General features: G+C 62.6%; 24 protein-coding genes. 15 read left to right on the top strand and 9 right to left on the bottom strand.

What is annotated here, in order from left to right; genetic code table 11:
* Window positions 1–4: 4 nt before the first annotated feature.
* Together ACSSVQ_RS11135 and ACSSVQ_RS11130 are read left to right on the top strand one after the other, a co-directional pair.
* Window positions 5–433: an EVE domain-containing protein gene (locus tag ACSSVQ_RS11135; protein ID WP_454183093.1), complete on the top strand. Its 429-nt coding sequence runs from the start codon at window positions 5–7 to the stop codon at window positions 431–433.
* A 14-nt stretch (window positions 434–447) separates the two neighbouring features.
* Window positions 448–819, top strand: a complete 372-nt coding sequence (locus tag ACSSVQ_RS11130; protein WP_454183091.1) for a Rieske (2Fe-2S) protein — start codon at window positions 448–450, stop codon at window positions 817–819.
* A 3-nt stretch (window positions 820–822) separates the two neighbouring features.
* Here ACSSVQ_RS11130 and ACSSVQ_RS11125 read toward each other — a convergent pair whose 3' ends face one another.
* Entirely contained in the window at window positions 823–1,569 is a 747-nt protein-coding gene (locus tag ACSSVQ_RS11125) for a creatininase family protein (protein WP_454183089.1), read from the bottom strand.
* A 63-nt stretch (window positions 1,570–1,632) separates the two neighbouring features.
* The gene (locus tag ACSSVQ_RS11120; protein WP_454183088.1) at window positions 1,633–1,992 is read right to left on the bottom strand and encodes a hypothetical protein; all 360 of its coding nucleotides are present in this window, start codon (window positions 1,990–1,992) and stop codon (window positions 1,633–1,635) included.
* Window positions 1,993–2,032: 40 nt separating this feature from the next.
* On the opposite strand from ACSSVQ_RS11120, the gene ACSSVQ_RS11115 reads away from it, so the two are divergent.
* The 5 genes from ACSSVQ_RS11115 (at window position 2,033) to ACSSVQ_RS11095 (ending at window position 7,289) form a co-directional block, all read left to right on the top strand.
* Complete coding sequence (locus ACSSVQ_RS11115) at window positions 2,033–2,482, top strand: N-acetyltransferase family protein (RefSeq protein ID WP_454183086.1); 450 nt, start codon at window positions 2,033–2,035, stop codon at window positions 2,480–2,482.
* A gap of 18 nt (window positions 2,483–2,500) precedes the next feature.
* Window positions 2,501–3,754, top strand: a complete 1,254-nt coding sequence (locus ACSSVQ_RS11110; RefSeq protein WP_454183084.1) for a CaiB/BaiF CoA transferase family protein — start codon at window positions 2,501–2,503, stop codon at window positions 3,752–3,754.
* Between the two features lie 87 nt (window positions 3,755–3,841).
* Entirely contained in the window at window positions 3,842–5,809 is a 1,968-nt protein-coding gene (acs, locus tag ACSSVQ_RS11105) for an acetate--CoA ligase (protein WP_454183082.1), read from the top strand.
* Between the two features lie 132 nt (window positions 5,810–5,941).
* Window positions 5,942–6,637 (top strand): hypothetical protein, encoded by a 696-nt coding sequence (locus tag ACSSVQ_RS11100; RefSeq protein WP_454183080.1) that lies wholly within the window; start codon window positions 5,942–5,944, stop codon window positions 6,635–6,637.
* A 220-nt stretch (window positions 6,638–6,857) separates the two neighbouring features.
* Window positions 6,858–7,289 (top strand): hypothetical protein, encoded by a 432-nt coding sequence (locus tag ACSSVQ_RS11095; RefSeq protein ID WP_454183078.1) that lies wholly within the window; start codon window positions 6,858–6,860, stop codon window positions 7,287–7,289.
* 3 nt (window positions 7,290–7,292) lie between these two features.
* Here the strand turns inward: ACSSVQ_RS11095 and ACSSVQ_RS11090 are convergent, their stop codons facing one another.
* Entirely contained in the window at window positions 7,293–7,988 is a 696-nt protein-coding gene (locus ACSSVQ_RS11090; protein ID WP_454183076.1) for an extensin-like domain-containing protein, read from the bottom strand.
* A gap of 28 nt (window positions 7,989–8,016) precedes the next feature.
* Window positions 8,017–8,244 (bottom strand): DUF1674 domain-containing protein, encoded by a 228-nt coding sequence (locus ACSSVQ_RS11085; RefSeq protein ID WP_454183074.1) that lies wholly within the window; start codon window positions 8,242–8,244, stop codon window positions 8,017–8,019.
* A 120-nt stretch (window positions 8,245–8,364) separates the two neighbouring features.
* On the opposite strand from ACSSVQ_RS11085, the gene htpX reads away from it, so the two are divergent.
* The 6 genes from htpX (at window position 8,365) to ACSSVQ_RS11055 (ending at window position 15,427) form a co-directional block, all read left to right on the top strand.
* Window positions 8,365–9,228: a zinc metalloprotease HtpX gene (gene htpX / locus ACSSVQ_RS11080; protein WP_454183072.1), complete on the top strand. Its 864-nt coding sequence runs from the start codon at window positions 8,365–8,367 to the stop codon at window positions 9,226–9,228.
* Window positions 9,229–9,326: 98 nt separating this feature from the next.
* Window positions 9,327–10,661, top strand: coding sequence for an RsmB/NOP family class I SAM-dependent RNA methyltransferase (locus tag ACSSVQ_RS11075; RefSeq protein ID WP_454183070.1), 1,335 nt, complete (start codon window positions 9,327–9,329; stop codon window positions 10,659–10,661).
* A 112-nt stretch (window positions 10,662–10,773) separates the two neighbouring features.
* The gene (locus ACSSVQ_RS11070) at window positions 10,774–11,637 is read left to right on the top strand and encodes a class I SAM-dependent methyltransferase (RefSeq protein ID WP_454183068.1); all 864 of its coding nucleotides are present in this window, start codon (window positions 10,774–10,776) and stop codon (window positions 11,635–11,637) included.
* Between the two features lie 25 nt (window positions 11,638–11,662).
* A complete protein-coding gene (locus ACSSVQ_RS11065; protein WP_454183067.1) occupies window positions 11,663–12,691 on the top strand; it encodes a glycosyltransferase family 9 protein in 1,029 nt (342 codons plus the stop codon).
* 93 nt (window positions 12,692–12,784) lie between these two features.
* Window positions 12,785–13,447 (top strand): ribulose-phosphate 3-epimerase, encoded by a 663-nt coding sequence (rpe, locus tag ACSSVQ_RS11060; RefSeq protein WP_454183065.1) that lies wholly within the window; start codon window positions 12,785–12,787, stop codon window positions 13,445–13,447.
* 90 nt (window positions 13,448–13,537) lie between these two features.
* On the top strand, window positions 13,538–15,427 hold the full coding sequence (locus ACSSVQ_RS11055) for a heparinase II/III family protein (RefSeq protein WP_454183063.1): 1,890 nt from the start codon (window positions 13,538–13,540) through the stop codon (window positions 15,425–15,427).
* A gap of 3 nt (window positions 15,428–15,430) precedes the next feature.
* Here ACSSVQ_RS11055 and ACSSVQ_RS11050 read toward each other — a convergent pair whose 3' ends face one another.
* Window positions 15,431–15,862, bottom strand: coding sequence for a PaaI family thioesterase (locus ACSSVQ_RS11050; RefSeq protein ID WP_454183061.1), 432 nt, complete (start codon window positions 15,860–15,862; stop codon window positions 15,431–15,433).
* Window positions 15,863–16,052: 190 nt separating this feature from the next.
* Between ACSSVQ_RS11050 and purH the strand changes: the two genes are divergently transcribed.
* Window positions 16,053–17,666: a bifunctional phosphoribosylaminoimidazolecarboxamide formyltransferase/IMP cyclohydrolase gene (gene purH, locus ACSSVQ_RS11045; RefSeq protein WP_454183059.1), complete on the top strand. Its 1,614-nt coding sequence runs from the start codon at window positions 16,053–16,055 to the stop codon at window positions 17,664–17,666.
* A 76-nt stretch (window positions 17,667–17,742) separates the two neighbouring features.
* A complete protein-coding gene (locus ACSSVQ_RS11040; RefSeq protein ID WP_454183057.1) occupies window positions 17,743–18,063 on the top strand; it encodes a heavy metal-binding domain-containing protein in 321 nt (106 codons plus the stop codon).
* 112 nt (window positions 18,064–18,175) lie between these two features.
* On the opposite strand, the gene ACSSVQ_RS11035 is transcribed toward ACSSVQ_RS11040, so the two are convergent.
* The 4 genes from ACSSVQ_RS11035 to ACSSVQ_RS11020 all read right to left on the bottom strand — a co-directional run bounded on the left by ACSSVQ_RS11035 (window position 18,176) and on the right by ACSSVQ_RS11020 (window position 23,004).
* Window positions 18,176–19,600: an MFS transporter gene (locus tag ACSSVQ_RS11035; protein WP_454183055.1), complete on the bottom strand. Its 1,425-nt coding sequence runs from the start codon at window positions 19,598–19,600 to the stop codon at window positions 18,176–18,178.
* Window positions 19,600–21,096 carry an MFS transporter gene (locus ACSSVQ_RS11030; RefSeq protein ID WP_454183053.1) on the bottom strand — a complete coding sequence of 499 codons (1,497 nt, stop codon included), beginning with the start codon at window positions 21,094–21,096 and terminating at the stop codon, window positions 19,600–19,602. Before ACSSVQ_RS11030 ends, ACSSVQ_RS11035 begins: the two co-directional genes overlap by 1 nt.
* Before the next feature lie 112 nt (window positions 21,097–21,208).
* Window positions 21,209–21,706, bottom strand: a complete 498-nt coding sequence (locus ACSSVQ_RS11025) for a YchJ family protein (protein WP_293325702.1) — start codon at window positions 21,704–21,706, stop codon at window positions 21,209–21,211.
* An 80-nt stretch (window positions 21,707–21,786) separates the two neighbouring features.
* A complete protein-coding gene (locus tag ACSSVQ_RS11020) occupies window positions 21,787–23,004 on the bottom strand; it encodes a glycosyltransferase family 87 protein (protein WP_454183051.1) in 1,218 nt (405 codons plus the stop codon).
* Window positions 23,005–23,154: the final 150 nt, after the last annotated feature.

The raw sequence follows: 23,154 nt of genomic DNA, 5'->3' as shown, positions 1-23,154 counted from the left end.
CGCAATGGCTTACTGGCTTTTCAAATCCGAACCCGGCACATGGTCATGGGACGATCAGAAAAAGAAGGGCGCCAAGGGCGAGCCCTGGGACGGCGTGCGTAACTACCAGGCCAACAACAACATGAAGGCCATGAAGAAAGGCGATCTCGGCTTCTTCTACCACTCGGTGAACGAGAAGCGGATCGTCGGCATTGTCCGCGTCATCGGCGAGCACCGCCCGGACCCGACCGACGAGAAAGGCAAGTTCGGCCTCGTCGACATCGAAGCCGTCTGCGACATGCCGAACCCGGTCACGCTCGACGACGTGAAGGGCGAACCGGATCTGCATGAAATGTCGCTCATAAAGCAGTCGCGCCTTTCCGTTCAGCCCGTCGAACCCGACGCGTGGAAAAAAATCTGCGCCATGGGCGGGCTGAAGAAGCTCCCGAAATAGGCCCCAAAACAGAAATGACGAAAGACCCGCTCGCCCGGCCCGGCGCACCCGTTCCCGGCACGCGCCTTTGCGCGCTCGACGAGATCGACGAGCCGGGCGCGAAGGGGTTTCTCTTCGGCAAGGGCGCGGAACGCTTCGATATGTTCCTTATACGGAAGGATGGCGCGATACGCGCTTACATCAACGAATGCCCGCACGCCTTCACGCCACTGGAAACATGGCCGGACAAGTTCCTGACGCTGGATGAGGAGCGCATCATCTGCTCCACTCATGCGGCCCTGTTTCGTATCGAGGACGGCTACTGCACCTCCGGCCCCTGCGCGAGCAAATCGCTGATCCCCATACCCATCGACATTGTCGACGGCGAAATCCGGATTGCGGACTGACGGTCAGCTCGTCTCGAAACTCCGAAAATCGTCGATCAGCGCCTTGGCCGACATCTCCATCAGCACCTTGCCGTCCTCCGGTTTGGCGAGCGACGGGTCGGACCCGATCCGCCCGTCGGGAAACTTCGCGCGATAGTCTTCCGCATCGGTGAAGCGACCGTTGGGCGCGACCTTCGGGGTCATCTCCACCTTCTTGATGGCATCGGGATAGGCGTAATAGGTAACGGCCACTTCCGACGGCGTCGCATGGCTGCCATGCGAAGCGCCATATAGCTTCTTACAGTGGTCGAAGACCGGCTTGTAGTCCCACCAGTTGACGCGCTTGAGCTTCACCGGCCCGCGATTGGACGCGCCACGTCCGAGCGAGCGGTCGGAATAGATCTCGGCAAAGGCGGCGTCGATGGTGGCGATATTTCCGCCATGACCGTTGAAGAAATAGATCCGCTCGAACCCGTGATGGGCGAGCGAGGCCACCCAGTCGTAAATCGCCGCGATCATGGTGGAGGGCCGAAGCGTCATCGACCCGGGAAACCCCAGATGATGCTGCGCGATCCCGACATTGAAGGTCGGCCCGACGAGAATGCCGGCCTCCTCGCCCGCACGATGGGCGATCACTTCCGGGCAGATCGCATCCGTGCCGATAAGCCCGTTGGGCCCATGCTGCTCGGTAGACCCGATGGGAATGACGATGCCCTTCGATCGCGTGAGATAGTCTTCAATTTCGGGCCAGCTCGATTTGTGCAAAAGCATGGGTTGCCTCCTCCGCCCTATTGTGACCGTTTGAGGGATCAATCTCCACCCGGGAAAGGTGCTTCACTCGGACCTGACCACGTAGGCCATCGCTAGCGGTAAGGCTTCTTTATCGCTGCCAGAGAATGAATCCGTTGGATTCGTGATCCTATGCACGAGCACGCTCGCCCAGCCGTAAGCTTCCAAATGTTCATTTAAAGGAGCCAACGTTCGGCTGGTCAAAGCCACGAACTCACCCTCGAGAGGTCCGTCGTCTATGACAAAAAGAAGAGCTGCCCCCCGAGAGATCTCCCCGGGAAACCAGTTCGCCCTAGTCAGCTTCAGATTGCGAGCGGCATCGAGAAAAGCCTGATCACCGTCGCCTCCGTCGATCTCGATGTGCTCACCAATGACCAGGGGGCCGGTTTTCGGTTTCGACGCCATATTCTCTCCCCGCACCCATGGAACGTATCATCATATGAAAATGAGCATCAGAGAGGCGACAATCGAGGATTCGCCCGCGCTCGCCGCTCTCTTTATCGCGGCCCGCGCTCGCATGCCCTATCTCAACCCCGGCCTCCACAACCGGGAGGAAACGCGGGCCTTTATCTACAATGTCGTAAGCGAGCAGACGGTCTTGTTGGCGGAAAACGGTGGCATATTGGGGTTTGCCGCCATGGAATCCGGCTGGCTCCATCATCTTTACGTCGACCCCGCCCGCCAGAACGCAGCGGCAGGCTCGCTCCTGATGGACGCCGCCAAGAAATTCATGCCCCAAGGCTTTTCGCTCTGGGTTTTTCAGGCCAATCTCGGCGCCCGGCGCTTCTACCGGCGCCATGGCTGCCGCCTGGTCAAGGCAACGGACGGCGCCGAGAATGAAGAAAAACTGCCCGACATGCTGCTGCGCTGGCCGGGCCATAAAAATGAAAATTGAAGTCAGGGAGTGAAGGCGTTGACGAAGACGAATGAGCTGGCCACCGAGAACACCGGCCCGCTGAAGGGCGTGCGCATTGTGGATCTGACCGCCGTGGTGTTCGGCGCCTATGCAACCCAGATCCTGGCCGATATGGGCGCGGATGTGCTGAAGGTGGAAGCGCCCTCCGCCACGGGGGGTGGCGGCATGGGGGGCGACATCATGCGCTGGCCCGGCCATACGCCGGAAGGCGCGCCCGCCGATCTCGGTCCCATCTTCATGACCATCAACCGCAACAAGCGCTCCGTCCTCCTGGACCTCCGGTCCGACGAGGGCCGCGAGGCGCTGATGAAGCTCATCGCGACGGCGGACGTGCTGACCTCCAACATCCGCTATGACGGCATGGTGCGTCTCGGCCTCTCCTATGAGGATGTAAAGGCGGTGAACCCGTCGATCATCTTCGTCCATGCGGCGGGCTATGGCTCCAACGGCCCTTACGCCGGCCTCCCCGCCTATGACGATCTCATCCAGGCGGGCTCCGGCGCATCGGACCTGCTGCCGCACATGGACGGCAACGAACAGCCCCGCTACATGCCGACGATCGTCGCCGACAAGGTGTCAGGCCTTTTCATGGTCTCGGCCATCACCTCGGCGCTCTATCACAAGGAAAAGACCGGCCAGGGCCAGTTCGTGGAAGTGCCCATGTATGAGGCGGTCACCTCCTTCGTGCTGGCGGAGCATTTCTACGACCATGTCTACGACCCGCCCACCGGCGATTGGACCTATGGCCGCATCACCAATCCTGACCGCCGCCCCTACAAGACCAAGGACGGCTATATCGGCCTGCTGCCCTATTCCGACAAGCAGTGGGAACAGTTCTTCGAACTGGCAGGCCGCCTCGACGAATACAAGAACGATCCGCGCTTCAAGGACTACAAGACGCGCACCCAGCACATTCGCGAGCTCTACGCGATGATCGAGGAAACGACGCAGGCCAAGACCACGCAGGAGTGGCTCGATGTGTTGCAGCCGCTGTCCATTCCCGCGGTGAAGGCGAACCGGCTGGACGATCTGCAGGACGATCCGCATCTCAAGGCGGTCGACTTCTTCGCCCGCTACGAGCACCCCGATGCGGGCGGCTATTTCGCGCTGCGCCCGCCCGTGCGCTTCTCCGAAACGCCGTCCACCATTCGCCGCCATCCGCCGCGCCTCGGTGCGGACACCGAGGAAGTGTTGCGCGAAGCGGGCTTCAGCGATGAAGAAATCGCAAAACTGACACGAAAGGGCGGATAACTTGAGGCCTCGGGCACCGAGGCCCATAATGCCCGCCAACAACAATAATCGAACGATTTGTCAGGATTCCGGGAAGGAGGCGACCCCATGTCCAAAGCTGAGACCGATACGCAATCGGCAACCGTATTCCCCGTCCCCGACGAGTGGAAAAAGAGCGCGCTGGTGGATGAAAAGAAGTACCGGGAAATGTATGACGCGAGCGTCAATGACCCGGAAGGCTTCTGGCGGGAGCACGGACAGCGCATCGACTGGATCAAGCCCTACACCAGGGTGAAGGACACCAGCTACGATCCGCATAATCTGTCGATCAAATGGTTCGAAGACGGCTCGCTCAATGCCGCCACCAACTGCATCGACCGTCATCTTGAAAAGCGCGGCGATCAGGTCGCCATCATCTGGGAAGGCGACGAACCGGACCAGGACAAGAAGATCACCTATCGCGAGCTTCACGAGCATGTCTGCCGCTTCGCCAATGTGCTGAAGGCGCGCAATGTGAAGAAGGGCGACCGCGTCACCATCTACATGCCGATGATCCCCGAAGCGGCCTACGCCATGCTCGCCTGCGCGCGCATCGGCGCAGTGCACTCCGTGGTGTTCGGCGGCTTCTCGCCCGACAGCCTCGCCAATCGCGTGGTCGATTGCGACTCGCGCTGCATCGTCACGGCCGATGAAGGCGTGCGCGGCGGCCGCAAGATCCCGCTGAAAGCGAACACCGACGAAGCACTGAAACAATGCCCCGACGTGGATACGGTCGTCGTGGTGAAACGCACCGGCGGCGATGTGGACATGCAGTCCGGCCGCGACATCTGGTACGAGGAAGAAGCCGCGAAAGTATCGCCCGACTGCCCGCCGGAAGAGATGAACGCGGAAGACCCGCTCTTCATCCTTTACACCTCCGGCTCGACCGGCAAGCCCAAGGGCGTCATGCACACGACCGGCGGCTACATGGTCTATGCGTCGATGACGCATCAATATGTCTTCGACTATCACGACGGTGACATCTACTGGTGCACGGCGGATGTCGGCTGGGTGACGGGCCACAGCTATATCGTCTATGGCCCGCTCGCCAATGGTGCGACGACGCTGATGTTCGAAGGCGTACCGAACTATCCGGACAGCTCGCGCTTCTGGGACGTCTGCGACAAGCACAGCGTCAACATCTTCTACACCGCCCCCACCGCCATCCGCGCGCTGATGCGCGAAGGCGAAGGCCCGGTGAAAAAGACGAGCCGCAAATCGCTGCGCCTGCTGGGCTCGGTCGGCGAGCCGATCAATCCGGAAGCCTGGCTCTGGTATCACAAGGTGGTCGGCGACGAACGCTGCCCCATCGTCGATACCTGGTGGCAGACGGAAACCGGCGGCATCCTCATCACACCGCTGCCCGGCGCGACCGATTTGAAACCCGGCTCCGCCACGCGCCCCTTCTTCGGCGTAAAACCCGTCATCGTCGACCACGAAGGCAACGTGCTGGAAGGCGCGACCGAGGGCAATCTCTGCATCGACGACAGCTGGCCCGGCCAGATGCGCACCGTCTATGGCGATCACGAGCGTTTCGTGAACACCTATTTCATCCAGTATCCGGGCCGCTACTTCACCGGCGACGGCTGTCGCCGCGACGAAGACGGTTATTACTGGATCACGGGCCGCGTGGACGACGTGCTGAACGTCTCCGGCCACCGCATGGGCACGGCGGAAGTGGAAAGCGCGCTGGTCGCCCACCCCAAGGTCGCCGAGGCCGCTGTTGTCGGCTATCCGCACGACCTCAAGGGTCAGGGCATCTACGCCTATGTGACGCTCAATGCCGGCGACGAGCCGACCGAGGAGTTGCGCAAGGAACTGGTGCAGTGGGTCCGCAAGGAAATCGGCCCCATCGCCTCGCCAGATCTCATCCAGTGGGCGCCGGGCCTGCCCAAGACACGCTCCGGCAAGATCATGCGCCGCATCCTGCGCAAGATCGCCGAGGACGATTTCTCCAATCTCGGCGACACCTCGACGCTGGCCGATCCCGGCGTGGTGGACGACCTCATCGACAACCGCCAGAACAAGGCGGACTGAGCGGATCAAGCTCACAAAAAAGGTTTGCGGATGCGGATGAAAGGGCTGCTCATTCGAGCGGCCCTTTTTTCATGACAGAGCCGGCGGGCGCTGAAATACTCGTTTCAGGAAGATGACGGGAAGGGGGAAGCTATGTCATTCAGGGTCGGACTGCTGAGCTCATTGTTTGTGCTGAGCGCAACAGTCGCTGCGCATGCCGGGACTATAGGAATCGACATCCCGGATTCGACGGAGAAAGTCCTGATCGATCTGCCGGAAGGATGGGTCGAAGCCCTCACCGACGAGAAAGCATCCGGCACCAGGCGCACCATCATTCATGAATATGTTCCTGACGGACAGACAGTGTCCGACTGGGAGGAAATGATCACGGTGGTGCTTACGAGGCCGGAAAAGGCGCCCGACGACGAACAGTATGTCAATAACGCGAAGGCGATGACGATAAAGTTCTACCGCGATCTCTGTATCGGACATCCCGAACGAATGATGGTGCCGACAGAAACGCGCAACGGCTATCCGACCGCCCTTTTCTACATGTCCTGCATCGTGCGACCGGAGGCCAAGGCAGCACGCCCAGAACAGGTGAAAAACCTCGAGTCCCTGATCGGCATCTCCATGACCAGTCAAGGCGGCTGGTCACTCCAGGTTCAAAGGGCATGGCATACAAACAAACTGGAGGATGACGGCAAAGCAGGCCTCAAGGGTCCTGACAAGAAGCGCGATGAGTTCGAGGCAGCCCAGGCCGCCATGATGAAATTCGCGCAAGAGGAAGTTGTGATCTGCAATACGGCCGACAGCGCGAAGCCCTGCACGCTACCGGTGCCGCATTAGCCATTGCGCGGGGCCATCGCCCTCCCCATCTGACTGTTTTCGCGAATTCTGTCAGGAACGACAGGATAACGAATTGGCAGATAGCGCGATCCTGATGATCGACACGCATTTCGCCCCCGTGGCGGGTCATGTGAAGCCGGACGGCGACGGCTATATCCTTGACGCGACGGCCTCACTCCGCGAGTAACGGGGAACCGTCATTCGCGAAGGAGCCGCCCTCATGTCCAACAAATCCGACCTGCTCTGGCAGGGCTTTCTCGGCCTCTGGGTTCTCGACCCCGATAGCTGCCAGTACGAACAGGGCGATCCGCCCCGCTCCGGCAGTTACCGCATTGAGGAAACGCCGGATGGCCGCCTCGCCTTTCACATGGAATGGGTGGATGCAGAGGGCGAAGCGCATAAAGCCAGCTTCACCGGCAAGCCCGATGGCAAACCCGAACCTTTCGCCGGTGGCGACCTTGCCGACGCCATGTCGGTGACGCCGGTCTCGGCGCGCGAACTCAACAGCGCCGCCTATATGAAGGGGCGCGAACTGATGATCGCCTCGCGCCAGCTCGACGACACGGGCGGCGCCATGCGCCTCATCCAGGCCGTGCTGCTGCCCGACGGCACCAAGCCGACCAACATCTCCATCTATGTACGGGCGCAGTAGCGGCTATTTGCAGAAACTCCACCGCCCCATCTCCATGTGGAAATGATTGGCGTGGAGCTTGTTGTAGTCGGGGCCCAGCACGCCACGAAATACCTCGCAGGCACCGTCATGTACGCGCGTGAGAAACTTTCCTTCCGGCGTGTCTTTTCCCCAGTCCTTCAGAACACTGATCTTTTTCCCGTCCGCCAGCACGAAGGCCGCGATGTCGATGGCCCGACCCGTCGCGTGATATGAAAGCCGCTGATCGGGATCGTGATTGATATGGCGGCATTGATAAGTGCCGTAGTGGACAATACGAGTGAGCTTCGAGCCGAAAATCTCTTCCGCCGCCGGTTCGGCCACATGCCGCTCCCAGATGAGAAGCGCCGCCATGGTCGCACAGGAAAGTTTGACCCCGCCGCCATAACTCACATCCGAGCGCTCCAGCGTCAGCGCCGTTTCCGCCCCGCACCCTTTATGGTCGGATGTGATGGGCGCGCGCGCAAACTCGACGCGCGAACGCCGCACGGCAGCGATGCAGGCCTCCGGCCGGTGTTCGAGAATGCGCAGCTTGATCGGGGTGGCAAGCGTCGGCGCGTCGGCGATTTCGAGCGGCGAAAAGGGATTGATGCTGTCGGGCAGGTTCCACAAGGCCCAGCCCGCCAGGAACGCCATGCCCGAGAACAGGGCTATCCGCGCGGCGATGGCCCATCGGCTCAACCCGTCCTTGTGCCCCTCCTTCCGCCATCTAGAAATCGGAGATGATCCCCTTCACTTCCCAGTCGCCATAGCGCGCCGGGTCCTTGCCGCCACGCCCGTCGACCTCTTTCGGGGCGGGATTTTCCGCCGCCAGCCGGTCGGCTTCCTTGCGGCGCGCCTCGGCCTCCGCCAGCGCGCGCTGCGCAGCCGGGGACGGCTCCTTTTTCGGCTCGTTTTCCGTCTCTTCGGCGGCGTTACGGGGAGTTTCGGCGCTCATATCCGCTCCGGATCTGCTTGAAGCCCATGATGATTGTCCACATATAGAGCGTGGTTCTCTCGCGCGCCACCCTGCGCCGCAGGAACCCGTCGGACAAACAACGGAGCCATAGACGAACAGATGAATACGCTCAGAACCGGCATGCTGCTGGCCGCCATGACAGCCCTTTTCATGGGCCTCGGCTATCTGATCGGCGGCGGTGCCGGTATGGCCTTCGCGTTCATGCTGGCCGCGGGCATGAACCTCTTTGCCTATTGGAACTCCGACAAGATGGTGCTGCGCATGTACAAAGCGCAGCCCGTGGATGAGCGCACGGCGCCTGAATATGTGCGCCTCGTTCGCCGCCTGGCCGAGAATGCCGGCATTCCCATGCCCGCCACCTATATCGTCGACACGCCCCAGCCCAACGCCTTCGCCACGGGCCGCAATCCCGACCACGCAGCGGTGGCGGCAACGCGCGGCCTCATCGAAATGCTGACGCCCGAAGAGCTCGCCGGTGTCATGGCCCATGAGATCGGGCATATCCGCAATCGCGACACGCTGACCATGACCATCACCGCGACCATCGCAGGCGCGGTTTCCATGCTCGCCAATTTCGCGCTCTTCTTCGGCGGCAATCGAAACGCTGGCGGCATCATCGGCTCGCTGGCGCTGGCGATCCTTGCGCCCATGGCCGCCGGGCTGGTGCAGATGGCGATCAGCCGCACCCGCGAATATTCCGCCGACCAGGCAGGCGCCGAAATTTCCGGCCATCCCATGTGGCTCGCCTCGGCGCTGGAGAAGATCGAGAACTATGCCCACAGGTCACGAAACGACTACGCGGAAGCCAATCCCGCCACGGCGCATATGTTCATCATCAATCCGCTTTCGGGCGAAGGCCGCGACAGCCTCTTCTCCACTCACCCGGCGACCGCGAACCGCGTTGCCGCGCTCAAGAAACTGGCTCAGGACATCAACCGGGCAAACGGCCGCCCTTGGGGATAAGACGCCGCAATGCCGCCAAAACGCAGCGTGAGCCATCCGTAGGCGGAAGGGCCGCTTCCATGCTTCCTTTCGCTCTCCCCTTATGATCTAACCCTGCCATGTCCACACCGACCCGACAGAAAGCGCCGCAGGGCCTCGCACCCCGCGCCGGAGCCGCCGCCTTGCTGCGCGCCGTTCTGCAAAAGCGCCGCCCGCTCGACGAAGCTTTCGCCGAAGAAGCGGCGAGCGGCAGGCTGGCCGCTTGCGAAGCGCGCGACCGTGCCTTTGCCCGCGCCATCGCCGCGACCACGCTGCGCCGCCTCGGCAGCATCGACCACGTGCTGGACGGCCTCCTTGAAAAGCCCCTGCCCGCGCGCGCCGGCCATGTACGCAACATTCTGCGCATCGGACTTGCCGAACTTCTCTTCATGGGCGTCGCACCCCATGCCGCCGTCGGTATGGCCGTGGAAAGCGCAAGCGCCAGCCGCGTTGCCCAGCATTTCAAGGCGCTGGTGAACGCCATTCTCCGGCGCGCGGACCGCGAACGCGACACGCTGCTCACCGGCCTCGACATGGCGCATCTCGACACGCCGGACTGGCTCTTCGAGAGCTGGTCGCGTGCCTATGGCGAGATTACCGCACGCGCCATCGCCGAAGCGCATTATGCCGACCCGCCTCTCGATCTCTCGGTAAAGCACGATCACGAACGCCAGTACTGGGCGGACGAACTCGGTGCGGAGATCCTGCCGACAGGCAGCTTGCGTCTGAGAGAGACGGCACGGGTAGATACGCTGCCGGGCTTCGATCAGGGCGCCTGGTGGGTGCAGGACGCCGCGGCGGCCATCCCTGCGCGCCTGCTCGGCCAGATCGCAGGTGCCGAAGTGCTCGACCTCTGCGCCGCGCCCGGCGGCAAAACGGTGGAACTTGCCGCCATGGGCGCGCGGGTCACCGCGCTCGACCGCTCCAGGGCCCGTCTGGAACGCGTGAGCGAGAACCTTACCCGCGTCAATCTTGCAGCCGAACTGGTCGCCGCCGACGCCGCGCTCTGGCAGCCCAAAAGGCAATGGGCCCGTATCCTCCTCGATGCCCCTTGTTCGGCGACTGGCACCGCGCGCCGCCATCCCGATGTGCTGCGCCTCAAAACACCGGGCGACCGCGACAAGCTCGCCGCCTTGCAGGCCCGCATTCTGGCCCATGCCTCCGGCCTTCTCGCACCGGGCGGCATCCTCGTCTATTGCACCTGCTCGCTGGAAGCCGAAGAAGGCCCGCGCCAGATCGACGCGTTTCTGGCCGGGCGGCCCGGCTTTGCACGCCTGCCCATCCGTGCGTCGGAAGTCGGCGATCTGAGCGCCCTCGTCACGGCGGAAGGCGATATGCGCAGCCTGCCCTGCCATCTAGACGACAGGGGCGGCATGGACGGTTTCTACGCGGCCCGGCTGATCCGGTCTAACTGAAAAGACAATAGATAAAAACAGTATAAGTATAAAAATAATACTTATAGATCGCGTATTTCTCAGCGTGAATTTGATGAAATACACGAGATGTTTTTCCCTCTAATCTTTCAGGATGGAACAAACTATTTCGGTCCCGCAAGTCGAGACCGCCGCACCGCTCTGCCCGGTTTGCGGATCTGACAAGGGAGCACCCATCGGGACCAAATCGGGGTTCCAGCTTCTGTTTTGCCCCGGCTGTGGCATTCGCTATGTCGATCCGATGCCCGGCGTCGCGGAACTCGCCGCCTTTTACAGCAACTACGAAACCACCCCCCACTACATCGGCAAGACCGCCCGCAAACTCACCCGGGCCAGACGCCGCATCCGGCGTTACCGACGCCTGGCGCCCGGCAGGCGTTTTCTCGACCTCGGCTGCAGCATCGGCACGGCGGTCGAGGCCGCCTCGCGTCTGGGATTCGAGGCGTTCGGCAACGATATCGACCCTGAAAGCATTCGTCTGGCCAGAGAGATGTTCCCGAACGGGCGCTACCACGCCGGGCCCGTTTCGGAACTGCCGGACGAATGGGGCAATTTCGACTTCGTCTATTGCGCCGAGGTTATCGAACACCTGACCGACCCGCATGGCTATCTGGCCGCGATGTCGGCCCGCATGAGCCCCGGCGCGATCCTTTATCTGACAACGCCCGACGCCGGCCACCGACACGTCCCGCACAAGTTCGAGCTTTGGAACCAGGTCGTCCCGCCGCATCACCTCATCTTCTTCGACAGGCCCTCGCTGACCGCGCTTCTGACGGCCTATGGGCTGGAGGTCGTCAAGGTCGAGTACTGCCGGAAGCCCGGATTGAAGGTCCTCGCCCGGAATGTCGGCACTACTGCGGCAAAAGACGCGGCAAAAGGCGCCGCGCCCCGCGTTTGGAGAGATCGGCCCAATTTGCTATCTATCCTCTCCAGCCGATGGGGGACAAATGGTAGATAGAGTTCGGGGGACCGCATCATCCGATGTGGCGAGCAAACGCATCGCGGTCTTTTCCGGGCATGACCAGCTCGGCGACGGGCTTTTCAAGCTTCCCTTTGTCCGAAGCCTGCGGGCAAGCTTCCCCGACGCGGAAATCCATTGGGTCTCCGCCTATCAATGCGTCTATGCAGGCGTCCTCGCGCCTCTGGTCGCACCTTTCATCGACCGGGTACACATCATGACGGACCTGTCGCAGCACAAGCGGCAGCTCATCTTCCCGCCACGCATCCCCGGCACGCCCTATGACATCGCGATCGACACACAGACGCTTTTCTGGCGATCGCTGGTAGTGAGGCGTGGCCTCAAGCCGAAATGCTTCATTTCCGCTGCCATGGACTATCGCCTTTCGAGCGTCCAACCCCCCGACGACGACCGCACCAAACCGAGGCACTTCGTCGAACATCTGTTGCGGCTGGCCGAGCTGGCCGCGGGCGAAAACTTCAGGCGCGACGACACGCCCGTCGAAATCCCCGCCGAACTCGACGCGCTGGCAGACACCCTGCTGCCGGGCTCCGGCACAAACGGAGAGGCCTCCCCCTATATCGGCATCGCCCCCGGCTCGGGCGATCCGGCCAAACGCTGGCCGCTGGATCGGTTCATCGCGCTTGCCGGGCATTTCAGGGAACGTGGCTTCCTTCCGGTCTTCATGGTCGGCCCCGGCGAGGCGGACCTGCTGGAGCCGCTAAGGACCGCATTCCCGGATGCTGTTTTTCCGGAACAAGCCCTGCCCCCGGGAAAAAAGCCCGGCCCCCTTCTGGTCGCCGCCCTCGGCCGGCGCATGGCAGGCTCCATCGCAAACGATTCCGGGCTCGGGCATTTGCTGGCCATCTCCGCCAAACCCCTCGTCCTGCTCTATGGCCGCCATACCCCTGCGAAATACGCCCCGCTCGTTCCCGGCCTCAGGTCCGTCTGGGCACAGGAATTCGGAGGTCTCGATCATAAGCTGATACCGCTCGATCGGGTGGAGCACGAGATGGAGGCGGCGCTGGCGCAAACCGGCATGTGCCGGAGCTGACGGGCTTTCTTGCACCGATTCAAGGCGGGTGCTACTGAACGGAGATCAGGCTTTTTGCCGCAAGTCTCCCGTATTTCCGCCACCGAGAATCACATGAGCGCCATCAAGATCGCCCCTTCCATCCTCGCCTCCGATTTCGCCCGTCTGGGCGAGGAAGTAGGCGCCATATGCGAGGCGGGGTGCGACTATGTGCATGTCGATGTGATGGATGGCCATTTCGTACCCAACATCACCATCGGCCCGTCGGTCGTGAAAGCATTGAAGCCGCATTCGACGAAGCCTTTCGACGTGCACCTGATGATCTCGCCGGTCGATCCCTATATCGCGGAATTCGCGGAAGCGGGCGCCGACATCATCACCTTTCATCCCGAAGCGGGCTTCCACCCCCATCGCACCATTCAGTCCATCAAGGCGGCGGGCTGCAAGGCGGGTCTGTCGCTCAACCCGGGCACGCCGCTTGAGATGCTCTGGCCGCTGCTGGGCGATCTCGACCTCGTCCTCGTCATGTCGGTCAATCCGGGCTTCGGCGGACAGAGTTTCATCGAAAGCCAGCTTGCCCGCATCGAAGCCATTCGCAAGCGGATCGATGCCGAGGGCCTCGATATCGAGCTGGAAGTCGATGGCGGCATCAATTTCGAGACGGCCCCCCGCGCGATCGCGGCGGGTGCGAATGTACTGGTCGCAGGGACCGCGACCTTCAAGGGCGGCCCTGCCGCCTATGCGGACAATATCGCGGCCCTGCGCGGCAAGGGTTGAGCGCCCCCTTAAAAGGGCTCTGGCAGGGATGTCATTCGGGACGTTGTTCGATGCGTTACTCGGGACATTTCAGGGAGGCGGTCACGGACGATGGCCGGTGAGAGCGCGAAAAAGGCATCGGCAAAAGGCGGCCCGGTCTCGGGGAACCGGCTGATCGACCTTGCGCTTGCGGCAGCCGGCCGTATCCGCACCGCCGCCATGGATCGCTTCTACGGCACATGGATCTACGGCCAGACGCTGCGCGGGCCCATGCCCGATCACATGCTCCACTACCCTAGGGAGCTGCGCCCCGGTCGCGCCTCGCGCGCCGACGCCATGTTCCAGGGCCGCTGGTTCCTGCCCGGCGGACAAGTCCGCGCGCCGGGCGCTTCCTCGCCATTCGCCGCCGATCCGCCCAGCCTGACATGGGCGGAAGAGCTTCACGGCTTTGCATGGCTCAGGCATTTCTCGGCCGCCAATGTGCAGAACAACGGATCGTCCGCCCGGGAATATGCCCGCAAACTGATGTCGGAATGGATCGAGGTCGAAGGCCGCTGGCACCCGGTCGCGTGGCGGCCCCATGTCATCGGACGGCGCCTCATCTCGCTCGCCTCCAACGGTCCGCTCATCATAGACGGTTCGGAACTCGTCTATCGCTCGACCTTGCTGCGCAACATGGCACGGCAGGCCCGCCACCTGGCCCGTACTGCCCATCGCGCCCCGGAGGGAGCACCCCGCATTACCGCCGCCATGGGCCTCGCCTTTTCCGGCCTCTGCCTGTCGGAAGGCCATCGCCGGCTGGACAAGGGTCTGCGGCTTCTTTGCCGCGAACTCGACCGGCAGATCCTGCCGGATGGCGGTCATGTCAGCCGCAACCCCTCCGCCCAGCTTTCCATCCTGCTCGACCTTCTCATGCTGCGCGACAGCCTGCGCGAACGGCATATGAATGTCCCCAAGCCGATCCGCGACGCCATTGACCGCATGACGCCCATGCTGCGCTTCTTCCGGCAAGGCGACGGCAGGCTCGCCCTTTTCAACGGCTCCAACGAAGGCCCGGAAGGCGCGATCGACGCAGCCCTCGACCGTGACGATACCAAAGGACGGCCTTTCGGTTTCGCGCCCCATTCCGGCTATCAGCGGCTGGCAGCGGGGCCCGCCAATATCGTGGTCGATACGGGCCACCCGCCGCCAGGCCCCTTCAGCCATGACGCCCATGCAGGCTGCCTGTCGCTCGAAATGAGCGCGGGCCGCGCCCGCATGATCGTGAATTGCGGCGCAACCCGTATCCTCGGTCCCGACTGGGAGGCGGCAAGCCGCGCGACGGCGGCCCATTCCACGCTGGTGCTGGCCGACACCTCGTCGGCCCGCATGCTGCGGGGCCGCCTCTCGCGCCGCCTCCTGGGCGCGCGCATCATGGAAGGCCCGACGCGTGTCGAAAATCGCCGCAATGAAAACGAGGCCGGCATCTGGCTCGAGGCCGCCCATGACGGCTATGCCGCCGATTTCGGCCTCATCCATCGCCGCCGCCTCTATCTTTCCGGCTCGGGCGAAGATTTGCGCGGCGAAGACCTGCTGGAACCACTCGGCCGTCCCGTCCGCAAATGGCCCTGGAGCCCCCCCCGCTTCTGGCGCAAGCCGCCGGAAGACCCGCCCTATGCGGTCCGTTTCCACATCCATCCGGATGCGCGCGTCTCGCTCGCCCATGACCGCTCCAACGTGCTGGTGCTGCTGCCCAATGGCGATGGCTGGCAGTTCCGCGCCCGATCGGGCCAGGGCGACTGCGCCATCGACATCGAGGAAAGCGTCTATCTGGGCTCGGGAGACACCACGCGCCGCGCCGAGCAGATCGTCGTTTCCGGCGAGGTTTTCCGGGGAGAAGCCAAGGTGAACTGGGCCTGGCGACGGCTTTCCACCCGCAATGCGGGCAAGGAAAACGAGACCGCCGCCATGCCGGAGCTGCCTGAACTCGCCATGCCTGACGAAGAACCGGAGGAGGGCTGAGCTTCAGCCCGCCTTCGGCTGGAGAACCATCTGGCTCTGCGTGACGACTGCACAAAGCCGCCCATCGCCTCGCGTGACCTTTGTCTGCCAGACCATCAGCTTGCCGCCCTTGTGAAAGGGTTCGCAGGTGGCGGTCGCGACATCACCCACAGGTACAGACGCAAGAAAATTCGTCTTGCTCTCCACCGTGGTCGTTGTCGCCCCCTTCGGCAGGTTCAGGACCGTCGCCACCGCCCCCGCCGTATCGGCCAGCGTCATGATGGCCCCGCCATGCAGGATGTCGGGGAGGGTGCAGTGGCGTTTTTCGACCTTGAGCCGGGCCACGACCTTGTCCGGCCCGGCGGAAACGAGCTCGAGCCCCAGCAAATTGGCAAAGGGCAATGGATGTGCCTGCAGAGAAGCGGCGACCTCTTCAGGCGTGGCAGTTTCGCTCATCTCTGACCTCTTCTCGGGTGGTTCTATCGATCACTCAAAGAGATAGGGCCGCCTTCGGTCCCCTCTAAGGGCCAATCCGGCACAATCGGTTGGGACCACTTGTGGCCCCCGCCCGTCCACCCAGCTTGGAACCGCCCGGGTTTCGTGCTATCGCCCCCGCATCCCGTCACATATTGCCGAGGCATGTCCCATGGTCTCCACCAAGCCCGCCCCCGACGCCGCCGATATCCAGCGCGTGCGCCGCGCCCTGCTGTCCGTTTCCGACAAGACGGGGCTCATCGAATTCGCCACCGCCCTTCACGAGGCGGGCGTGGAACTGATTTCCACCGGCGGCACGGCCAAGGCGATCAAGGATGCGGCGCTGCCGGTGCGCGACGTTGCCGAGGTCACGGACTTCCCGGAAATGATGGATGGCCGGGTCAAGACGCTGCATCCCATGGTGCATGGCGGGCTCCTCGCCGTGCGCGACGACGCCGAACATACGCAGGCCATGGAGAAACACGGCATCGCCGGCATCGACCTTCTCTGCGTCAATCTCTATCCCTTCGAGGCAACCGTTGCGAAGGGCGCGGGCTATGGGGAATGCGTGGAGAATATCGACATCGGCGGACCGGCCATGATCCGCGCCGCGGCGAAGAACCACGCCTATGTCTCCGTCATCGTGGAAGCGTCGGACTATGGCGCGATCGTCGACGAGCTGAAGGAAAAAGGCGGTACCACGCTCGCCACCCGCAAGCGCCTTGCCCACAAGGCCTATGCGCGCACGGCGGCCTATGACGCGGCGATCTCCAACTGGTTCGCAAAGGAACTCGAGAACGACGCGCCGGAATGGCGCGCCTTCGGCGGCGAGCTGAAGCAGACACTGCGCTATGGCGAAAACCCGCATCAGAATGCGGCGTTCTATGTGTCGGGCGACCGGCGTCCGGGCGTGGCCACCGCGACCCAGCTTCAGGGCAAGGAATTGTCCTACAACAACATCAACGACACCGACGCCGCCTTCGAGCTGGTCGGCGAGTTCGACCCGGCCGTAGCGCCCGCCATCGCCATCATCAAGCACGCCAACCCTTGCGGCGTCGCTACGGGAGCCTCGCTCACCGAGGCCTATAAAAAGGCGTTTGCCTGCGACCCGGTTTCCGCATTTGGCGGCATCGTCGCCTCCAACATGCCGCTCACCGGGGAAACGGCCGAAGAGATTGCGAAGATCTTCACCGAAGTCATTATCGCGCCGGACGCGGATGAGGACGCCCGGCGCATCATCGCGGCGAAGAAAAACCTCCGTCTGCTGACTACTGGCGGCCTGCCGGACCCGCGCTCGCCCGGCCTTTTCTACAAATCCGTATCGGGCGGCATGCTGGTCCAGTCCCGCGACAATGGCTGCGTCGACGATCTCGACCTCAAGGTCGTGACCAAGCGCGCGCCCTCGGATCAGGAACTTGCCGACATGCGCTTCGCCTTCAAGGTTTGCAAGCATGTGAAATCGAACGCCATCATCTATGTGAAGAACGGCGCCACCGTCGGCATCGGCGCGGGCCAGATGAGCCGCGTGGATTCAGCCCGCATCGCAGCCCGCAAAGCGGAAGACGCAGCGCAAGCCGCAGGCGAGAGCAAGCCCGCCACCATCGGATCGGTCGTCGCCTCCGACGCCTTCTTCCCCTTCGCCGACGGCCTTCTATCGGCGGCCGAAGCCGGCGCCACGGCAGTCATCCAGCCCGGCGGCTCCATGCGCGACGAGGAAGTCATCGCCGCGGCTGACGAAAAAGGCCTCGCGATGGTCGTCGCCGGCATGCGGCACTTCCGTCATTAAAAAGACGAAGTAGCCTTACAGTCTCAGATCCCCCGGGCGATGCTCGGGGGATTTTGCTTTGAAGGAGGAGAAGCCCATGATCGTCACCACCACACCGACCGTCGAAGGCCGCAATGTCACCGACTATAAGGGACTCGTCTCGGGCGAAGCCGTGATCGGCGCGAATGTATTTCGCGATGTCTTTGCCTCCATCCGCGATTTCGTCGGCGGCCGCTCGGGCTCCTATGAGAAGGTGCTGAAATCGGCCCGCGACGAAGCCATGCGCGACATGATGGAAGATGCCGCCCGGCTGGGCGCCGACGCGATCATCGGCGTCGATCTGGACTATGAGGTCGTCGGCCAGTCCGGCTCCATGTTGATCTGCATCGCCTCGGGCACAGCGGTCACGCTGGGCTAAAGGCTCAAATCGCTCATAACCCGTCACCCCGGACTTGATCCGGGGTCCATGGAGAGATGGTTATGGATTCCGGGTCAAGCCCGGAATGACGACTTTGCAGTTGAACCTCACGTCAATGCACGACGGCGCTGGCGCGTTCTTCCTTCACGAAGAGCAGCAGCACGAGGCCGGTCAGGATCAGCGGGATCGCGACCATCAGACCAAAGCGCTGGTTCTGCGTCAGTTCCGTCACAATGCCGATGAAAAGCGGGGCGATCCATGCCGTCGCCTTCCCGCATAGCGCGAAGAGACCGAAAAACTCCGTCATCATCTCCTTGGGCGAGATGCGCGCCATCATGGTGCGGCTCGACGCAATGACCGGCCCCACCATCAGCCCGAAGAGCGCGATCATCACCAGGAAGAGCTGCTGCGGCAATGTGGAGAAGGCCGCCGCATCCTCAGGCACCGGCACGGTGATGAAATAGAAAATCCGGTCCCTGTCGAAGGACAGGATGACGGCGAAGAACACCACCACGCCGATGATCGCCCAGACCAGCGTGCGCTTCGACCCGATCTTGAGGTCGACCCAGCCGCCAACGAATCCGCCCAGCGCCGCGAAGAGCGTGACCCAGACACCGTAGATCGCCATCTGCATCGCGCCCCATTGGAAAATGGACGCAGCCAGAATACCGCCGAACACGAAGATCGCCGTCATACCGTCGTAGAACAGCATGCGCGCCAGCAGATAAAGACCGACATTGCGGAAATGGCGTACCGATTTGAGCGTCTCCCAAAGCCGTATGAGCCCAGCCTTCGCCGCCTCGCGCCGCCCAAGACCCTTGGTCACCTGATCGGGCACCATGAAGAGGAGCGGCAGCATGAAGATGACGAACCATGCGCCCGAGATCGGCCCGACGATGCGGTCCGTCTCATGCGCGGCCTTGGACAATCCGAAAAGCGGTTCGGCCGGAATGAAGGATGCGCTCACCTCGCCCGGCAACTGGAAAAAGATCAGCACAAGAATAAGCGCAAAAATCGCCGCAAGCTGACCCATGCCGATGCCGATACCCGACAAAAGACCGATGCGACGATCGGATGCGATGGTGGGCAGCATGGCATTGGCAAAGATGATGGCGAATTCCATCCCCACCGCCGCGACGATGAGCGACACCATGACATGGAAAAGCGGCTCGCCCGGTATCGCGAACCAGAGGCCGAAACAGCCCGTCGCGCACATCAGCATGGACGCAACGATCCAGGGTTTGCGCGGTCCGGCCGCATCCGCCATTGCGCCAAGAAGCGGGCTCATAAGTGCGATGGTGACGCCGGCAATCGCCTGCACATATCCCCAATAGGCCTGCCCCTCGACCGGGTTGGCAGCAAGCACATTGGTGAAGAAGGGCGGAAAGAGAAAGATCGTGATGAGCGAGAAATATGTCTGGTTCGCCCATTCATAGAGAACCCAGGCGCCTTGCGCCCAGTTGGAGGCCGGTTCCTTGCCGCCGGTGTCGTGCGGCGGCTGCCATTGGGGCACGGCCCCCTCGATGATCTCACTCACTACTCTGCTGCCTCCGCCCGTTCTTCCTTCACGAAGAGAACGAGCCCCAGTCCGACACCGAGAAGCAGCAGAACGGAGGCAAAGCCGACCCGCTGGCTCTGGAAGAAGGACGTTGTGAACCCCACAACCGCCGGCCCGAGAAAGGCCGTCGCCGTGCCCGATAGCGCATAGAGACCGAAAAACTCCGACATTTTCGTTGCAGGGGCAAGTCGCGCCAGCATGGTCCGGCTATTGGCATAGGCCGCGGTAATGAAAATCGCGATCAGAACGACCACCATCACATAGAGAAGTTCGGGAACAGTGGCGAAGAAAGGCAGGTCCCAGACTTTCGGTGCATTGGGATCCCAGGGAAAGAAAAAGAAGAGCTCCGTCGGCGTAATGGAAACGGCAAGCAGCAGACCCAGAGACGTGCCGCCGATGGAAATGAGGATCGCAGCCTTCGACCCGAACGTGTCGTCGAGCCAGCCGCCGAAGAACCCGCCGCCGACCGCGAAGATCGACAGCACGATGCCGTAGATCGTCAGCGTCAGCGCATCCCAGTGAAAGATGCCCGCCGCATAGACACCGCCGAAAATGAGAATGGCCGTCTGCCCGTCATTGTAGAACATCCGGGCGATGAGATAGGTCGCCACATTGCGGTAATGCTTGAGCTGACGCACCGTCTTGATAACGCGCGTGCCGCCCTGCCGGATACTGTCCACCAGACCCGGGCGCGCCTCGCGCGGCCTGTCGGGTGTGAAGAACATCAGCGGCAACGTGAAGAAGAAGAGCCACAAACCTGCAATCGGACCGGCAATACGGCTGTTCTGAAATGTGCTGACATCGATACCGAACAGCGCATGGTCGGGGATGAACCCCCAACTCACCCGGCCCGGCAGCATGAAGGCATAGAGCATGAAGCAGAGGATCAGCAGCCCGCCCGCATTGCCCAGCGCCAGCCCCAGACCTGAAAGAAACCCGATCCGCTCGTTCGGCGCGACCGACGGCAGCATGGAATTGTGGAAGACTTCCGAAAAGGCAAAAGCCACCGAGACGATCACGATCAGCGCCGCAATCGTCGAAATGGACAGACCTTCCGGCCCGGGCATCGCCCACCAGAGCGCGAAAGTGGCCGGGGCCATGATCCCGACAAAGACGGCAAGCCAGGGCTTGCGCCGTCCGCCCGAATCCGCGATCGCACCGAGAACCGGTGCCAGGCAGGCGATAACGAACCCGGCAATGGAGTTGATATTGCCCCATATGGCCTGACCCTTTACCGGGTCGCCCACCACCACATTGGTGAAATAGGGGGAGAAAATGTAGATGGTGATGAGGAGGACGTAGGGATTGCGGGCCCATTCGAAGACGGCCCAGCTCACCTGGCCCTTCTTGTCCGCCGCCCTGTCGCCCGTCGCGGAGAGCGGATGCCCGTCATGATCGGCGCCTGCTGAAAAAGACTCCGCCCCTTGCGCGCCCGCTTCTACGGCAGGGCCCGCTTCCTTCGCAAAATCGACCAAATTATCCTCCCGTTCCGCTCGCCTTTACCGGGAGCGGCCCAATTTTTTCGTAATTGGAGCATGAAAGGAGGACAGGGAAAAGTTATTCGGCCGTAACGTCGGACGGGCCCGCCTAGGCCGCCTGCCCGCAGCACTTCTTGTATTTTTTGCCCGACCCGCAGGAGCAGGGATCGTTGCGGCCGATCTTTTCGACCTTGCGCGGACGCGCGCCCATGATGCCGTCCACATACCACCAGCGCCCGTCCTGCTTGCGGAAGGTCGCCGTCTCGTGATGGACGCGGTCCTGATTGTCCGCCTGGAAATGCGCTACGAATTCGACGACGCCATCCTCATCCTGCTCGCTGCCGGCTTCCGCATAGCGCACCTCAAGCCCTGTCCAGAGGCTGGACTTCGCCCATTCCAGCGCGGCCTCGCGGTCGAAATCCTCCCGCGTGCCGGGCAGCAGGGTCTCTTCCAGATAATCGGCATTATGCGTGGCAAAGGCCGTATAGCGCGAGCGCATCAGCGCCTCGGCCGTCGGCGGCAGCGCCGCGCCGGAAAGGAAAGGACCGCAGCATTCGCCGAAAATCTTGCCGGAACGGCAGGGGCAGGCATCGGTATCGGAAATCATCGGGGCGTGGCCTCGGCAGGTAGGTGCGATGGATCGGCCATCCTCATAAGGCCCGGCGTGAAAAAATGCAAAACCCGGGATCAGGCCGTTTCGCGCAGGCTTCGCCGCACGGCGAGCCAGAGCGCGGCCAGCAGCAGCGGAAATCCAAGTTGCAGATGGGTCGCGTTGGCAAGAAAGCTGGTCAGCGGCGGGATCAGCACCAGCGCCAGCAGCCACAGCTTTTCGCCTCGCGAGGCCCCGTTCACCGCCATGTCGCTCGCGATAATCGCCAGCGGTACCGCCAGCAGCGCCATCTCGTAATCGAAGAGATAGGGCGGCACGAGCAGGCTCGCCGATACGAGCACCGCCCAGCTGGCTCTTGTCATGCCGATGCGCCGCCAGACGATGACGACAACCGTCGCGGCGCCCAGCGCCGCCAGTGCCTGCAGGGCATAGGCCGTATCCGCGCCCACCCCCAGATAGCGGAAAAAGACCCATGCGCTCGGCATCTTCGCCCAGGGCAGCAACCCGTCCTCGAAAATCGTCCGGACCAATTCCAGATTGCCGAAAAAGACCTGCCAGAGGCCGAAACCGAAGATCGCGGTGGCCAGCCCGCAAAAGCCGAGCGTCGCCACAGCGGCGGCAAAAAAGATACGCCACTGCCCGGCGGCAATGAGAGCGAATGGAATGAGCAGACCGAATTGCGGCTTGAAGGCCAGAAGCCCGATAAAGAGGCCCGCCCAGAGGGCACCCCGCGCGCGCCTTTCGCTCGCCAGCGCCGCGCCCGCGAATAGCGCGGCCGAATAGAGCGAGTTCTGCCCGTGATAAAGGCAGAGCAGCGTCGCCGGAAAAGCCGCCAGCAACCAGTAGGGGGTCGGCTGGTTGAGCAATGGGCGGCAGGCATAGAGATAGGCGCCGAAACCCAGCGCGGTGAAAACGAAGAAGGAAAGCGCATAAGGCAGCAGGGCCAAGGGCGCGACGAGAAGCTGGAAGGTCGGCGGATAGTGCCACAGATAGGCGGCCTGCGTGGCCGGGACCGCCTTCTGCTGCGCTTCATGCGCCTGATCCATATCGAAAGCAGCCTCGGGCCGTCCGTCGAGCGTCAGCTCCGACGCGCCCCAGAAAGTGATGAAGTCATACCCCAGCGGGCGGTCCTTCAGATCGAGCCCGTCATGCGAGGTGACCACCAGCAGGATCGCGGACAGGAGAAAGATCCCCAGGACGATGCGCGGATAGTTGCGCATCCGCTCCAGGTCGAAAAGAGCGGGCGCGGAGACCGCCGCCTCCTCGATTTCCTGCTGCGCGGGCGCTGTGGACATGGACATTCCCGGATCTGTCGCTCGGTCCGGCCAAGCATAGGAACCCAAACTTAAGGGAGACTTACACGAAGTCTGAGATGCGGCAGGATATACCAGACCGCGCCGACTGCGGAGCCTGCCGACAGGACGAACCCGATGAGCACCATCAAT

The organism is Parvibaculum sp. MBR-TMA-1.3b-4.2 (genome assembly GCF_053628815.1).
This window is presented reverse-complemented; position numbering and strand designations above follow the sequence as displayed.